The organism is Mycobacterium sp., assembly GCF_039583785.1.
Lineage (GTDB): Bacteria > Actinomycetota > Actinomycetes > Mycobacteriales > Mycobacteriaceae > Mycobacterium.
Window position 1 is genome coordinate 1 of the sequence record NZ_JAVKSG010000055.1, and the last position, 13931, is coordinate 13931.

The window sequence follows — 13931 nt, forward strand, 5'->3', positions numbered from 1 at the left end:
CCGGCGTTCTGGCACGAGTCCTGCAACGACCAGCGTGACCCGCCCTTCGAAGGGAAAATCATGATCGGCTACCCGATGGCGGCGAGCTTCGAAGCGTCGAACGCAGAAATCTCCGACATGGCGCGGCGCCTCCGAGTCATCGGCTGGACCAGCCCTTCCGACGACGTCCACACCCACGGCACGGCGACCGAGAAAAACGGCGTCACCGCCATTTTCTACCCGCAGAGCACCAACATCCCTACCCGCAGCCTCGAGATTATCGGTGAATGCCGCGACGTGACCACCACCAAACAAACCGCAAACCGCCCTCAGACTGTCGACCTCGCCACCCAGTAACCCCGCGTTGTCGACCCGATGCACCGGCCGACGAGCCGCCGTATCCAGGCCCGTTCAGGGCGACGGGCGCAAACCGTCGATGACGACGTCGGTCACCCGCGCGGCGCGAGCCGTGTCGTAGCCCTGCATGGCCTGACACCCGACCAGCAGCGCCTTGATCTCCGGGACGTCGACGTCGGGCCGGACCGTTCCGGCGCCCTGCGCGGCCACCAGCAACTCACCGAGCAACGCGCGGAAGGCGTCTTCGGCGACGGGCGCGACCGACTCGACGTCGATACCGAGTCCGCCTAGCGCGTCGACGAGACCCTGGTCGGTGGCGCCGAAGTCCAACACCATCCGACGTAGGAACGCGAACAGCGCTTCGCCCGGTCCCGGATCGTCCAGCAGCGCGCGGCCGGCGGCGATGATGTGCCGCAACCTGTCTTCGACGACGGCGACAAACAGGTCTTCTTTGGTCGGGAAGTGCCGGTAGACCGTGCCGGCGCCGACCCCGGCGCGCCGAGCGATCTCGTCGACCGGCACCGACAGGCCCTCGGCGGCGAACACGTCGTAGGCGGTCTCCAGCACCCGGGCACGGTTTCGGGCCGCGTCGGCGCGCAGCGGCCGAGCGGGTACCGACATGGAGCCACCTCACCCACAGACAATTGCAAAACGGGGCGTACGTTCCATATGGTCGAGAGATCAACCGGAGCGCGCGCCCCGTTTACCTTATAGCTTAGGGAGCTATCCATGACCAAGTGGACGACCGCCGACATTCCCGACCAGACCGGCCGCGTCGCCGTCATCACCGGGTCCAACACCGGGCTCGGGTTTGAGACCGCCGCGGCGCTGGCCGCCAAAGGCGCGCACGTCGTGCTCGCGGTGCGCAACCTCGACAAAGGTAAAGACGCCGCGCACGAAATCCGGAAGAGCTCCCCCGACGCGGACGTGGCTCTGCAGGAACTGGACCTGACCTCGCTGGAGTCGATCCGCGGAGCCGCGGAGCAACTGCGCGCCGATCACGACCGGATCGACCTGCTGATCAACAACGCCGGCGTGATGTATCCGCCGAAGGGAACCACCAAGGACGGCTTCGAGCTGCAGTTCGGCACCAACCACCTTGGTCACTTCGCCTTGACCGGCCTGCTGCTGGACCGCCTGCTGCCGGTGGCCGGCTCACGGGTCGTCACGGTCAGCAGCGTCGGTCACCGCATCCTGGCCGACATCCACTTCGACGACTTGCAGTGGGAGCGCAGCTACAACCGGGTCGCCGCCTATGGGCAGGCCAAGTTGGCCAATTTAATGTTCACCTATGAACTGCAGCGGCGGCTGGCACCCGGCGCGACGACGATCGCCGCAGCGGCTCACCCCGGCTTCTCGGACACCGAGTTGATGCGCCACCTGCCCGGTCCTCTCGAGTCGGTCTTCCGGATCGCCGCACCCCTGGTCACCCAGGACGCGGCCGGTGGCGCCCTGCCGCAACTGCGAGCCGCCACCGATCCGGCGGTCATCGGTGGGCAGTACTACGGTCCGTCCGGCTTCGCGCAGTCGCAGGGCGCCCCGGTGATCGTCGGCTCGAGCAAGAAGTCGCACGACGCAGAGCGTCAGCGCAAGCTGTGGGCCGTCTCCGAAGAACTGACCGGGGTCACGTACCCGGTCTAGGCCAGATCGAGCAACTGCTCGTAGAACCCGCCGATCCGCTCACCCGGGTCGTTCAGATGGATCTCCAGGATCCAATGGCAGACCCGGCCCTGCGGGTCGAGGCGGCGCATCGGCTTGTTCGACCCCGGCGTGACGTACCACTGCGCGTCGGTGCCGACGACCTGCTTGTGCGGGAACTCCCCGAGCAGGTGTCCGGCGATCGGGCTGCCGAACTCGAATCCCTCGGCGCGCGCCAATTCGACGACGTGGGCGTACAACTCGGCGCCGGTGATGTCCGGATGGCTGTCGAAGTAGCCGCGTCCCGCTTCCCACACCCTGGGTAACGCGTCGCGCACGGCGAGCTTGTGCGGGTCGTCGCCGAGTACGAAGGTGCGGCCGAAATCGGCCTCCCACTCCTCGAAGATCGGGCCGAGGTCCAGGAAAGCGATGTCCCCCTCGGCGATCACCCGGTCCGGCGGATGCTCCTGGAACGGCTGCAGGGTGTTCTCGCCGGCCCGCACGATCCGCCGATGCCAGTGGGCTTTGACCCCGAGCAGTTCGGCGGCCAGGTCGCGGATCTCGTCGGACAACTCTTTCTCACCCACGCCCGGGCGGATCAGGCCGCGGCGTTCGATCTCGTCGAACAACCGGGCCGCCTTGGCTTGGGCATCAAGAAGCCGCTCCGCGCGGGCGTTTTCGTCGATGATCGGCGTTATCACACGGTCGATGGTACGAGCGGAGTTGATGGGCCGCCGTGACTCGCTGCTTCCCAGCAGAAATGCACCGCCCGATCTGCTTGCCCTAGACTGCATCTCGATCAGATTGGAGTTTCGGGTGCGGGCAGTAGAAGCGCCCAGCACCCGGGCTTTGCGGGGCTGGCAGCGGCGAGCCTTGGTGCGCTATCTGACCGCCAAACCGCGAGACTATCTGCTGGTCGCCACCCCCGGTGCGGGCAAGACCGCGTTTGCCCTACGGATCGCCGGTGAGTTGCTGGCCGATCGCAGCATCGACACGATCACCGTGGTGGTGCCCACCGAACACCTGAAGGTGCAGTGGGCGTCGGCGGCCGCCATCGACGGCATCGCGCTGGACCCGAGGTTCAGCAACAGCGCGGCCCACACGTCGGCGGAGTATCACGGCGTCGTCGTCACCTACGCGCAGGTGGCCAGCCACCCCACCCGTCACCGGGTGCGCACCGAGGGCCGCCGAACACTGGTCATTTTCGACGAAATTCACCACGGCGGCGACGCCAAGAGCTGGGGCGATGCGATCCGGGAGGCGTTCGGCGACGCCACTCGCCGGCTCGCGCTGACCGGCACGCCGTTCCGTAGCGACGACTCCCCGATCCCGTTCGTGCGCTACGAACCGGACGGCGGCGGGCTGATGCGGTCGCAGGCCGACTACACCTACGGCTACACCGACGCGCTCGCCGACGGCGTGGTGCGCCCGGTCGTGTTCATGGCGTACTCCGGCGAGACCCGGTGGCGTGACAGCGCCGGAGCGGAATACGCCGCGCGACTCGGCGAGCCGGCCAGCGCCGAGCACACCGCACGGGCCTGGCGCACCGCACTGGACCCGGCCGGCGAGTGGATGCCTGCGGTCGTGACCGCCGCAGATACCCGGCTGCGACAGCTGCGGGCCGGCGGCGTACCAGACGCCGGCGGCATGGTGATTGCATCAGACCAGCAAGCCGCTCGCGCGTATGCCGTTCTGCTGAAACGGATTACCGGCGAAGAGCCAACGGTTGTGCTGTCGGACGACCCGGGTGCCTCGAAGCGGATCGCTCAGTTCTCCGCCTCGAGCACCCGCTGGCTGGTCGCAGTGCGGATGGTGTCCGAGGGTGTCGACGTGCCGCGACTGGCGGTCGGTGTCTACGCCACCAGCGCCTCCACGCCGCTGTTCTTCGCTCAGGCCGTCGGCCGGTTCGTCCGATCCCGGCGGCCCGGCGAGACCGCGAGCATCTTCCTGCCGTCCGTGCCGTCGCTGCTGCTGCTGGCCAGCGAGTTGGAGGCGCAGCGCAATCACGTCCTGGGCCAACCACATCGGGAGACCGACGAGCTCGCCGAGGCGCAACGCCGCCGAGACGAGCCGTCCGAGATGGACAACACGTTCGAGTCACTGGGCGCCGACGCCGAACTGGACCAGGTGATTTTCGACGGCTCGTCGTTCGGCACCGCCACTCCCGCCGGCAGCGACGAAGAAGCCGACTACCTCGGCATCCCGGGCCTGCTGGATGCCGGGCAGATGCGAGAGTTGTTGCGCCGCCAGCAGGAACAGCAGTTCGACCGCCGCGCCGCCGCGCCCGAACCGGTCACCCGACATGGGCAACTGCGTGACCTCCGCCGCGAACTCAACGCGCTGGTAACGGCGGCACACTATCGAATCGGCAAGCCGCACGGGTGGATTCACAATGAACTGCGCCGGCTGTGTGGGGGCCCACCGGTGGCCGCGGCCACCAGCGAACAACTCGCGGCCCGCATCACCGCAGTGCGCGGGCTGAGCGCTTAGCGGGTAGCCCAGATGCTCTCGGCCACCCACGGCGACGCCTCGGCCGCAATCGACCACACCAGGTCGTCCGGAACGTCGATCAGCGGATAGCGCTTGACGCCCGCGGCGGTGGCAGCCACCAGAGTCGCGACCCCGGCGCGGCGCTGAAACGGCGTCTGACGCACCGTCCAGCCGATGATACCCACGGTGGCGAGGCAGTCGCGGCGTCGTTCCACGCTGCCCGAGCGCATCACCAACCAGCTGTCGTGCACCCGGTGGCCCAACGCGCCGATCCGGTCCACCGCCAGCAGCGCACACCACGCCGTCGCCGCGATCCAGGCGGGCCAAAACCACACGGGCACAGCCGCTTTACCCTCGAAAACGGTCACCACTGCCAACCCCACACCCACCAGCACCGGCACGCTCAGGGCCCGCGTCCATCGTCGGGTCGCGGCACGGCGGCCGTGGCCGCGCAACTGCCCGGAGACGACCTCCCGATCCCCGACCAGTTCGGTCAGCACCGCCTCGGCGGTCGCCGCGGGGCACGGTGGCAGCAGCACCGACGCCTCGCCGGCACCGTGCACACCCGTCATCACGGCGTCCAATCGGGCGCCGCCGAACATCCGCACCAGCAGCGGTTCGCGCAGCGTTCCGCCGCGCAGCCTGCTCATGTCGTAGGCGCGCTCGCGAACCCGCAGCAGGCCGTACCGCAGGTGCAATACGTCCGCCCGGCGCAGCAGCACCAAGTTGCCCCAGGTGAGCAACGACCGCAGCACGGCCAGCAACACCGACAGCACCAGCACCGCGCCGCAGGTGACCGCGACGGTGTTGGTCGTCCCCAACCGTTGGGCCTCGTCGAGCACCGCCGTCACAATCCGCGAATGCTGAAGCGGCCCAACGAATCCATACTCGTACACCACACCGGCCGCGGCGGCCAGCGACAGCAGACCGGACACACTCAACGGCGAATACCGCAGCCATGCCGGCTGCCAGCGGGCCAGTGCCTCCTCGGAAGTCTCGGCGGTGGTCGGGTCGGGCGGCTCGGTCTGGTCGGCCAGCAGGATCGCCTTCAGCAGCGGCACCTGACCGACCTCGACGGCGTTGAGCTCGAAGACCCCGGACCCGTTCGCGCCCTTGGCGTCCTGGCCGGTGCTCACCCGAACCACTGCCAATCCGGTCAGCCGGTGCAGCAGCCGCGCATCGCTGCTCACCGATCGAATCCTGTTGAGCGGCAACGACAAAACCTTGCGCTGCAGTAGGCCGGTGCGCAGCTGCAGTTGGCCGGCATCGATGCGATAGCTGGTGGTGCCCCAGCGCGCCACACCGACCACGACGGTGTAGGCGACCACCGCCACCGTCCAGAGCTGGTTGCCGGTCGTCGTACCCAGCACGATGGCGCCGATCAGGAACGGCAGTTCGCGCAGCAGCTCATGGACCGGGTGGACCAGCAGCATCCTCGGACTCAGCCGCTGCCACGCGACTGCGCTCATACGGCGCACGGTCCGATCGCCTGCGCGACTCACGTCGCGTCCTGCGTACCGATCGCCGCGATGTCGGTCAGCTGAGCGACCAGATGATCGGCGACGTCGACGTCGAGCGCGACGATGTGTACCGCGCCGGCCGACGAAGCCGTCGTGACGGTGACGTTGGCCAGCCCGAACAGTCGGTCGACCGGCCCGCGGTAGGTGTCGACGGTCTGCACCCGCGCGATCGGCGCGATACGCCGTTCCTGCACCAGCCAACCGGTACGGGTGAACACCGCCTGCGGGCCGAGTTCCCAGCGGTGTACCCGGTAGCGCCACATCGGCACGACGGCCGTCGAGATCACCACGCCGAGCACGGTCGCGCCGCCGATCACGATGTGCAGCCAGGGCATTCGCGTGTCCAACGCGTACCAGACGACTTCTCCGGCGGCCAGCAGCAGCCACGGAATGACTCCACCGACCGCCCACCGCAGCGGCGCGCGCCGACTCGGCAGATGTGCTGGATCAACCATGTCCACGCCTTGAGGATGCCACCGAGAGCAGAACGACTTGCGCCGACACGACGACACCGAAGGTCGGTGGGTATTGTTTCCCCCGATGAGCTCCGACAGTAAGTGGACCACGAGCGACATACCCGACCAGAGCGGCCGAGTCGTCGTCATCACCGGCGCAAACACCGGTCTCGGCTATCACACCGCCGCCGCACTGGCCCAGGCCGGTGCCCACGTCGTCCTCGCGGTGCGCAACCTGGAAAAGGGCAACCTCGCGCTGGCGCGCATGGTCGCCGCCCATCCGGACGCCGACGTGACCTTGCAGGAACTCGACCTCAGCTCACTGGCCTCGGTCCGCGCCGCCGCAGCGGCGCTGCGCAAGGCCTATCCGCGCATCGATCTGCTGATCAACAACGCCGGCGTGATGTGGACCCCCAGACAGCTCACCGACGACGGCTTCGAAATGCAGTTGGGCACCAACCATCTCGGGCACTTCGCGCTAACCGGGCTGCTGCTGGACAACCTGCTGCCGGTGCGGGGCTCGCGGGTGGTGACCGTCAGCAGCATGGGCCACCGGCTGCGAGCCGCGATCCATTTCGACGACCTGCAGTCCGAACACAGCTACGACCGGTTCGCCGCCTACGGCCAGTCCAAGCTGGCGAATCTGCTGTTCACCTACGAGCTACAACGCCGCTTGGCCGAGCAGCACACGAACACCATCGCCGTCGCGGCGCACCCCGGCGCGTCCAACACAGAGCTGGGTCGCAACGCGCCGACGCTGCTGAAACCGCTGATCGCCTTGGCAGGCCCGCTGCTCCTCCAGGGCGCGGCGATGGGCGCCCTGCCGACGCTGCGCGCCGCCACCGACCCGGGCGTGGCGGGTGGGCAGTACTACGGGCCCGATGGCCTCGGCGAACAGCGCGGACACCCGAAGCTGGTCTCGTCCAGCGCGCAGTCGCACGACGAGGAGCTGCAACACCGGCTGTGGGCGGTGTCCGCGGAACTGACCGGCGTCACGTATCCGGTCTGAGAGCGGTCGCGGCTCTTCTAAGATAACCGCGTGGCACGACGTCCCCGCTCGACCGCCGAGAATTCGACGATCAGCCCGCAGCATGTGCTGTCGCTGCTGCGGCAGACCGTCCCACCCGTGCATCCGGCCGGGCTACCGTTCATTTCCGCGGGATTGGGTCTGGCTCTCATCGGCCGCCGCTCCCGATGGCTGCGTCGGACCGGGCTGCTGGCCGCCGGTGCCTGTGCGGGCTTCTTCCGGCACCCGCCGCGGGTGCCGCCGACCCGTCCCGGCGTCGTCGTCGCACCGGCCGATGGCCAAGTGTGTCTGATCGAGTCCGCCGCGCCGCCGCCCGAGTTGGGGATGGGTGATGCGGAGCTGACCCGGGTGAGCATCTTCCTGTCGGTGTTCGACGCCCACGTGCAGCGGGCACCGGTGAGCGGCGAGGTGATCGCCGTGCAACACCGGCCCGGCCTGTTCGGCTCGGCCGACCTACCCGCGGCCAGCGACAGCAACGAACGCAACAGCGTGCGGATCCGCACCCCGGACGGAGTGGAGATCGTAGCCGTGCAAATCGCCGGCCTGGTGGCCCGCCGCATCGTCTGCAATGTTCATGTCGGCGACAAGGTCTCGATGGGTGACACCTACGGGCTGATCCGGTTCGGGTCCCGGCTGGACACCTACCTGCCGGCCGGCGCCGAGGTGTTGGTCAGCCTCGGCCAGCGCGCGGTAGCCGGCGAGACGGTGTTGGCCGAGTTGCCGTGATCACGTCCGTACCGACGACGATAATCACAGCAGTGCGATCTGATCAGGGCGGGAGGAGCGGCACTGATTACTAAGCCGGGCGGCAAGCGGGTCGCCCCCCTGCGCATCCTGCCCAGCTCGATGAGCGTCCTGGCGATCTGCGCCGGGCTGACCTCGATCCGGTTCGCGCTCGAGGGTCAGGCGTACGTGGCGATCGCGCTGATCGCCGCGGCCGCGATCCTCGACGGTCTCGACGGCCGGGTGGCGCGGGCCCTGGATGCCGAGTCGCGGATGGGCGAGGAGATCGATTCACTGGCCGACGCAGTGAATTTCGGGGTAGCCCCGGCGGTCGTGATGTACGTCTCGATGATGCCCGGGCTGCCGGCCGGCTGGGTGGTGGTTCTGCTCTACGCGGTGTCGATCGTGTTGCGGCTGGCCAGGTTCAACGCGCTGCTCGACGACGCTAGCCAGCCGTCGTTTGCGCGCGAGTTCTTCGTCGGCGTCCCGGCGCCGGCGGGGGCCATCTGCGCGCTCGGTCCGCTGGCCGCCAAGCTCCAGTTCGGCCTGGGCTGGTGGACGTCGCCGTGGTTCGTCTGCGCGTGGATAGTGACCTGCTCGATGCTGCTGGTGAGCCGGCTTCCGATGCGCAAGATGCATGCCGTCTCGGTGCCGCCCAACTTCGCCGCGCTGCTGCTGGCCGGCCTGGCCATCGTCGCCGCCGCCGCGTTCCTGTTCCCCTACATCCTGATCATGGTGGTGATCGCGGCCTACCTCTGCTACATCCCGTTCTCGGTCCGCAGTCACCACTGGCTGGCCGCGCATCCCGAGGCGTGGGGCGAGAAGCCTAAGCAGCGGCGCGCCACCCGCCGGGCGATCCGCCGGGCGCAGCCGAACCGCCGGTCGATGGCGCGGCTCGGGCTGCGCAGGCCCACCGGCCGGACATGAGCCCGGCGACGATGCGGGCCGCCGGACCTGCGCAGGAGGCGGGCCTTTGGCACCGGCCCCGGCCCAGCTGACCCTAACCGCCCGGCTGAACACCTCGGCCGTCGACTCGCGCCGCGGTGTGATCCGTCTGCACCCCAATGCGATTGCCGCACTTGGTATTCGGGAATGGGATGCGGTGTCGCTAACCGGGTCGCGGACCACGACCGCGGTGGCCGGCATGTCCGGTCCGCAGGTGCCGGTGGGCACGGTACTGCTCGACGACGTGACGCTGTCCAACGCGGGGCTGAGCCAGGACGCGGCCGTCATCGTGGTGGCTGCCACCGTCTACGGCGCCCGGTCGGTGACACTCAGCGGCTCGACGCTGACCACGCGGTCACTGCCGCCGGCGACCTTGCGACAAGCCCTGCTGGGCAAGGTGTTGACCGTCGGCGATGCCGTATCGCTGTTGCCCCGCGACCTCGGCCCGGGCACGTCCACGTCCGCGGCGACACGCGCGCTGGCCTCCGCGGTGGGCATCAGCTGGACGTCGGAACTGTTGACCGTCACCGGTGTCGACCCCGCCGGGCCGGTGAGCGTGCAGCCGAATTCGTCGGTCACGTGGGGCAACGGTGTCCCGGCCGAAGTTGCCGAGTACGAGCCCGCCAGCGCCGCGCAACTGACCGTCAACGATCTCAAGGGTGTCAGCGCACAGGCGGCCAAACTGACCGAGTGGCTCAAGCTTGCACTCGACGAGCCGCACCTATTGCAAAGCCTCGGTGCCACGACCAATTTGGGCGTCCTGATATCGGGTCCGGCCGGCGTCGGTAAGACGACGCTGGTGCGGGCGGTCTGCGCCGGACGACGACTGGTCGAACTCGGCAGCCCCGAGGTGGGCGCGCTGGCCGCCGACGACCGCCTGCAACGGGTCACCGCGTCGGTGACGAAAGTGTGCGACAGCGGCGGAGTCCTGTTGGTGGCCGACATCGACGCGTTGCTACCCGCCATCGCCGAACCTGTTGCGACACTGATTCTCTCGGAGCTTCGCAAAGCTATCGCCGCCGCACAGGTCGCGGTGATCGTCACGTCGTCGGTCCCGGCGAACCTCGACCCGCGACTGCGCGCCCCCGACCTGTGCGACCGCGAACTCGTCCTCGGCCTGCCCGACGGGCCGACCCGCACCGCGCTCCTGCAGGGCCGGCTGGACCGGGTGCCTACCGACGACCTCGACCTCGGCGCGATCGCCGATCGCACACCCGGTTTCGTGGTTGCCGACCTGGCCGCGCTGGTGCGCGAGGCGGCCTTGCGAGCAGCGGCTCGGGCCAGTTCCGACGGCAACCCACCGAAGCTCACCCAGGACGACTTGTTCGGCGCACTGAGCGTGATCCGGCCGCTGTCACGCTCGGCCGGCACGGAGGTAGCGGTCGGCTCGATCACCCTCGACGATGTCGGCGACATGGTCGAGACCAAACAGGCGTTGACCGAAGCGGTACTGTGGCCGCTGCAGCACCCCGACACCTTCGCCCGTCTCGGTGTCCAGCCGCCGCGCGGTGTACTGCTGTACGGCCCACCGGGCTGCGGCAAGACGTTCGTGGTGCGCGCGCTGGCCAGCACCGGCCGGTTGTCCGTGCATGCCGTCAAAGGCTCTGAGCTGATGGACAAATGGGTCGGCTCCTCAGAGAAGGCGGTACGTGAGTTGTTCGGCCGCGCCCGCGATTCCGCACCGTCGCTGCTCTTCCTCGACGAGGTCGACGCCTTGGCGCCGCGACGCGGCCAGAGCTTCGATTCCGGCGTCACCGACCGGGTGGTGGCGGCGCTGCTCACCGAGCTCGACGGCATCGAGCCGATGCGTGACGTCGTGGTGATCGGGGCCACCAACCGGCCGGACCTGATCGACCCGGGGCTGCTGCGGCCCGGTCGGCTGGAGAAGCTGGTGTTCGTCGAACCACCTGATGCGCAAGCTCGAGTGGCCATCTTGCGGACTGCCGGCAAGTCGATTCCGTTGCGCGACGTGGATCTGGAGGCGTTGGCAGCCGACCTGGACGGTTACAGCGCCGCCGACTGCGTGGCGCTGCTGCGCGAGGCCGCGCTCACTGCGATGCGACGCTCGGTCGACGCCGCCGATATCACCGCAGCCGATGTAGCGGCTGCGTGCGAAAACGTCCGTCCTTCAGTAGATCCCGCGCAATTGGCCAACCTGCGAGGGTTCGCCGCCGAACGCTGATCCTCAGACCGGGCGATGGTCACGGCATCCGCCGGTTACTGCGAGAGCTGAAATTCGATGATCGCGGCGACGGAATCCACCGCCTCGCCCAGTGCGGTCAGTCGCTCGTGCGCCGTCGGCGCGGACAGCACCGAGTAGCGGTCCGCCGGGCCGATCGGAATACGGCATGCCAATGCGTACAACCGTTCTCCCGCGTCAGAAAAGTCGAGGCTGGAGCCCAGCACTTCGTTCCTATCCGGTACCGGGAAATCGCGCGCATTGGCAATGCGCTCGAACAACGCCATCATGCGGTCTTCGAGTTCCTCCAGTTGGCCCGAACTCACCGGCTTCCCCGGCTCGTCGGGCCACTCCTGCACCGCGGCGCGCGGGTATGGGTCGTCAGGCAACCACTCGCAGACCTTGATCCGTTCGGCGGTCGCACAACGCAGCACGAATCGGCCCGAGCCCGCGACGTCGACGCATTCGACGATCTTGGCCACCGTGCCGACATCGCAGCGGACTTCACCGCCGCCGACTTCGCGGCCATGCGAAATCAGCACCGTCCCAAACCGAGGGTTGTTGTCCTGCATACAGTCTCGCACCATCTGGGCATAGCGGGGCTCGAATATCTGCAGCGGTAGCTCCTCACCGGGCAGGACTGCCGACTGCAGCGGAAACATTGCCAGACGACCGAATTCAGCTGCGAGCTCCATCAGATCTCCAGTTCCCCGACCAACGCGTCGACGACAGCGCGCAGATCTCCGTCGTATTCCTCGGCGACCCGCCGCTGCCGTTGATACGACGCTCCGCGCCTCGGAATATCGGCAACCGCCGCCAGCTCATTCGCGCAATCCAGCGCTGTGGCAATGGGTTCCAGTCGGGTCAGCAGATCATCGAGGTCCTCGGTGATCAGGCGCTCGTTGCTGTCGGCGTCGAGGATGATGATTGCGTCCAAGCCATAACGTGCGGCGCGCCATTTGTTTTCCTGGTTGTGCCACGGCGGCATCGACGGCAGTGCCTCGCCGGCGTCCAGTCGACGTTCGAGATCGACCACCAGACAGTGTGTCAACGCGACCAGCGCACCGAGCTCACGAATGTTGGAGATGCCGTCGCAGATCCGCACCTCGAGCGTCCCGTTGCGCGGCGACGGCCGAACGTCCCATCGCACCTCGTTGACGTCCTCGATGATCCCCGTTTTCTTCTGATCGTGGACGAAACCCTCGAACTGGTCCCACTTTTCGAATTGGAACGGCAGGCCCGCAGTGGGAAGCTGTTGGAACATCATCGCCCTGTTGCTGGCGTACCCGGTGTCGTCGCCGACCCACCACGGCGACGACGCGGACAGCGCCAGCAGATGCGGATACCAGTTCAGCAACGACGACATCACCGGCATCACTTTGTCCGGCGAGGAAACGCCGACGTGGACGTGTACTCCCCAGATCAGCATCTGACGACCCCACCACTGGGTGCGCTTGATCAATTCGGCGTACCTGGGCGCATCGGTCAGCTTCTGCGACGACCAACTCGCGAACGGGTGAGTGCCCGCGCCGAACAACTCCATGCCACGCTGCCGGACGATCGGCAGGACGGACGTCAGCGTGGATTGGAGATCGTCCATCGCCTGCGCGGTGTTGTGACACACGCCAGTGACGACTTCGACGGTATTGCGCAGCAATTCCTGGTGCACACGCGGGTTTTCGCCGATCTCGGTGAAAACCGCGGTGGCTTCGTTACTCAGGTCGCGGGTCTGGGCGTCGACAAGCGCGAACTCCCATTCGACTCCCAGCGTCGGGCGGGGTGAGGACGCGAAGTTCACCCTGATAGCGGTACCCCTGTCCGACGCGGAACTAACCGGTGCCGATCACGCCGCAGGCCACCCGCTTACCGGCGTCGCCAGTCGACATCGTCGTCTGGTCGGGTCCGGGTGCGCCGTTGACCTGGTTGTAGCGGTCCGCCGGGATGTTGCCGAAGTTGTCGGTGCCGGCGTGGATGACGATCGAAGTCCCCGCACCGGCCAACAGGTCGGCTTTGGTGAATCCGTCGGTGGTGGTCACCAGCAGAGCCCCACCGTCCTTGCGCACCTGCAGGGAAGTCAGATCGCCGGCCTCGTGGTCGCCACGCGGCATGAAGTGTCCGCCCGCAGAAAGGAAGTCGCCGGGCTCACCGCCGGCCGGGGCCACCGAGTGGGCCTCGCACTTACCCACCGAGTGGATGTGCACACCGTGGAAACCCGGGCTCAGCTGACCGGTCCCGGTGGTCTCGATGGTGATGGTCACGTAGCCCGGGTTGAACTCGAACTTCGCCGTGGCGACCTTGGTGCCGTTGGGGTCGCTCAGTTGCGTGGTGAGGCTGTCCGTTCCGCCTTGCTGGCCGGCCGGCTCCGTGCTCGACGGCGCCGGTGAGCCGGTCCAGATCGGCGGCTGCGTGCCGGGAGAGGTGGCCGGGTATTGCGGTGGCGTGCAGGCGCTCATCAGCGCCGCCAAGGCGACAATCGGGACGAGTGCGGTTGCGGCGGCGAATGTGCGGCCGCTGGCTGGCTTGAGCATGGGGAGAGCCTATCCCGACGACGATGCGGGCCGGAACGGCCCGCTGAGGAGCGGGATCGACAAACTCCAGCCCGACGACGATGCGGGCCG

14 protein-coding genes are annotated in these 13931 nt (G+C 68.1%); 7 read left to right on the top strand and 7 right to left on the bottom strand.

Annotated elements, in window-relative coordinates; all coding sequences use genetic code 11:
• The coding region (locus tag ABDV69_RS15460; RefSeq protein ID WP_343575900.1) for a hypothetical protein at nucleotides 1–336 on the top strand (336 nt) is incomplete at its 5' end.
• A gap of 54 nt (nucleotides 337–390) precedes the next feature.
• On the opposite strand, the gene ABDV69_RS15465 is transcribed toward ABDV69_RS15460, so the two are convergent.
• Nucleotides 391–957 (bottom strand): TetR/AcrR family transcriptional regulator, encoded by a 567-nt coding sequence (locus ABDV69_RS15465; RefSeq protein WP_343575901.1) that lies wholly within the window; start codon nucleotides 955–957, stop codon nucleotides 391–393.
• Nucleotides 958–1065: 108 nt separating this feature from the next.
• On the opposite strand from ABDV69_RS15465, the gene ABDV69_RS15470 reads away from it, so the two are divergent.
• Nucleotides 1066–1977: an SDR family NAD(P)-dependent oxidoreductase gene (locus ABDV69_RS15470; RefSeq protein ID WP_343575903.1), complete on the top strand. Its 912-nt coding sequence runs from the start codon at nucleotides 1066–1068 to the stop codon at nucleotides 1975–1977.
• Here the strand turns inward: ABDV69_RS15470 and ABDV69_RS15475 are convergent.
• Complete coding sequence (locus tag ABDV69_RS15475; RefSeq protein WP_343575932.1) at nucleotides 1974–2672, bottom strand: M24 family metallopeptidase; 699 nt, start codon at nucleotides 2670–2672, stop codon at nucleotides 1974–1976. The genes ABDV69_RS15470 and ABDV69_RS15475 overlap by 4 nt on opposite strands.
• A 118-nt stretch (nucleotides 2673–2790) precedes the next feature.
• Between ABDV69_RS15475 and ABDV69_RS15480 the strand changes: the two genes are divergently transcribed.
• The gene (locus ABDV69_RS15480) at nucleotides 2791–4464 is read left to right on the top strand and encodes a DEAD/DEAH box helicase (RefSeq protein ID WP_343575934.1); all 1674 of its coding nucleotides are present in this window, start codon (nucleotides 2791–2793) and stop codon (nucleotides 4462–4464) included.
• Here the strand turns inward: ABDV69_RS15480 and ABDV69_RS15485 are convergent.
• Together ABDV69_RS15485 and ABDV69_RS15490 are read right to left on the bottom strand one after the other, a co-directional pair.
• Nucleotides 4461–5933 carry a PH domain-containing protein gene (locus ABDV69_RS15485; RefSeq protein ID WP_343575905.1) on the bottom strand — a complete coding sequence of 491 codons (1473 nt, stop codon included), beginning with the start codon at nucleotides 5931–5933 and terminating at the stop codon, nucleotides 4461–4463. The genes ABDV69_RS15480 and ABDV69_RS15485 overlap by 4 nt on opposite strands.
• A gap of 29 nt (nucleotides 5934–5962) precedes the next feature.
• Nucleotides 5963–6439 (bottom strand): PH domain-containing protein, encoded by a 477-nt coding sequence (locus ABDV69_RS15490; RefSeq protein ID WP_343575907.1) that lies wholly within the window; start codon nucleotides 6437–6439, stop codon nucleotides 5963–5965.
• Between the two features lie 85 nt (nucleotides 6440–6524).
• Between ABDV69_RS15490 and ABDV69_RS15495 the strand changes: the two genes are divergently transcribed.
• The 4 genes from ABDV69_RS15495 (at nucleotide 6525) to ABDV69_RS15510 (ending at nucleotide 11316) form a co-directional block, all read left to right on the top strand.
• Nucleotides 6525–7448, top strand: a complete 924-nt coding sequence (locus ABDV69_RS15495; protein ID WP_343575909.1) for an SDR family NAD(P)-dependent oxidoreductase — start codon at nucleotides 6525–6527, stop codon at nucleotides 7446–7448.
• A 30-nt stretch (nucleotides 7449–7478) separates the two neighbouring features.
• Entirely contained in the window at nucleotides 7479–8192 is a 714-nt protein-coding gene (locus ABDV69_RS15500) for a phosphatidylserine decarboxylase (RefSeq protein ID WP_343575911.1), read from the top strand.
• 63 nt (nucleotides 8193–8255) lie between these two features.
• The gene (locus tag ABDV69_RS15505) at nucleotides 8256–9116 is read left to right on the top strand and encodes a phosphatidylcholine/phosphatidylserine synthase (protein WP_343575936.1); all 861 of its coding nucleotides are present in this window, start codon (nucleotides 8256–8258) and stop codon (nucleotides 9114–9116) included.
• 46 nt (nucleotides 9117–9162) lie between these two features.
• Nucleotides 9163–11316, top strand: a complete 2154-nt coding sequence (locus tag ABDV69_RS15510) for an AAA family ATPase (protein ID WP_343575913.1) — start codon at nucleotides 9163–9165, stop codon at nucleotides 11314–11316.
• Between the two features lie 35 nt (nucleotides 11317–11351).
• On the opposite strand, the gene ABDV69_RS15515 is transcribed toward ABDV69_RS15510, so the two are convergent.
• Genes ABDV69_RS15515 through ABDV69_RS15525 form a run of 3 tightly spaced genes read right to left on the bottom strand, consistent with a single transcriptional unit; the run spans nucleotide 11352 to nucleotide 13766 of the window.
• Complete coding sequence (locus ABDV69_RS15515) at nucleotides 11352–12008, bottom strand: LON peptidase substrate-binding domain-containing protein (RefSeq protein ID WP_343575914.1); 657 nt, start codon at nucleotides 12006–12008, stop codon at nucleotides 11352–11354.
• Nucleotides 12008–13117: a glutamate--cysteine ligase gene (locus ABDV69_RS15520; protein ID WP_343575937.1), complete on the bottom strand. Its 1110-nt coding sequence runs from the start codon at nucleotides 13115–13117 to the stop codon at nucleotides 12008–12010. Before ABDV69_RS15520 ends, ABDV69_RS15515 begins: the two co-directional genes overlap by 1 nt.
• 25 nt (nucleotides 13118–13142) lie before the next feature.
• Nucleotides 13143–13766, bottom strand: coding sequence for a superoxide dismutase family protein (locus tag ABDV69_RS15525; protein ID WP_343575938.1), 624 nt, complete (start codon nucleotides 13764–13766; stop codon nucleotides 13143–13145).
• Nucleotides 13767–13931: the final 165 nt, after the last annotated feature.

Bases quoted from the DNA above. Each gene is read 5' to 3' on its own strand.
- ABDV69_RS15465 (WP_343575901.1), bottom strand. From the start codon at position 957: ATGTCGGTACCCGCTCGGCCGCTGCGCGCCGACGCGGCCCGAAACCGT.
- ABDV69_RS15470 (WP_343575903.1), top strand. From the start codon at position 1,066: ATGACCAAGTGGACGACCGCCGACATTCCCGACCAGACCGGCCGCGTC.
- ABDV69_RS15485 (WP_343575905.1), bottom strand. From the start codon at position 5,933: ATGAGCGCAGTCGCGTGGCAGCGGCTGAGTCCGAGGATGCTGCTGGTC.
- ABDV69_RS15490 (WP_343575907.1), bottom strand. From the start codon at position 6,439: ATGGTTGATCCAGCACATCTGCCGAGTCGGCGCGCGCCGCTGCGGTGG.
- ABDV69_RS15495 (WP_343575909.1), top strand. From the start codon at position 6,525: ATGAGCTCCGACAGTAAGTGGACCACGAGCGACATACCCGACCAGAGC.
- ABDV69_RS15515 (WP_343575914.1), bottom strand. From the start codon at position 12,008: ATGGAGCTCGCAGCTGAATTCGGTCGTCTGGCAATGTTTCCGCTGCAG.
- ABDV69_RS15525 (WP_343575938.1), bottom strand. From the start codon at position 13,766: ATGAGCGCCTGCACGCCACCGCAATACCCGGCCACCTCTCCCGGCACG.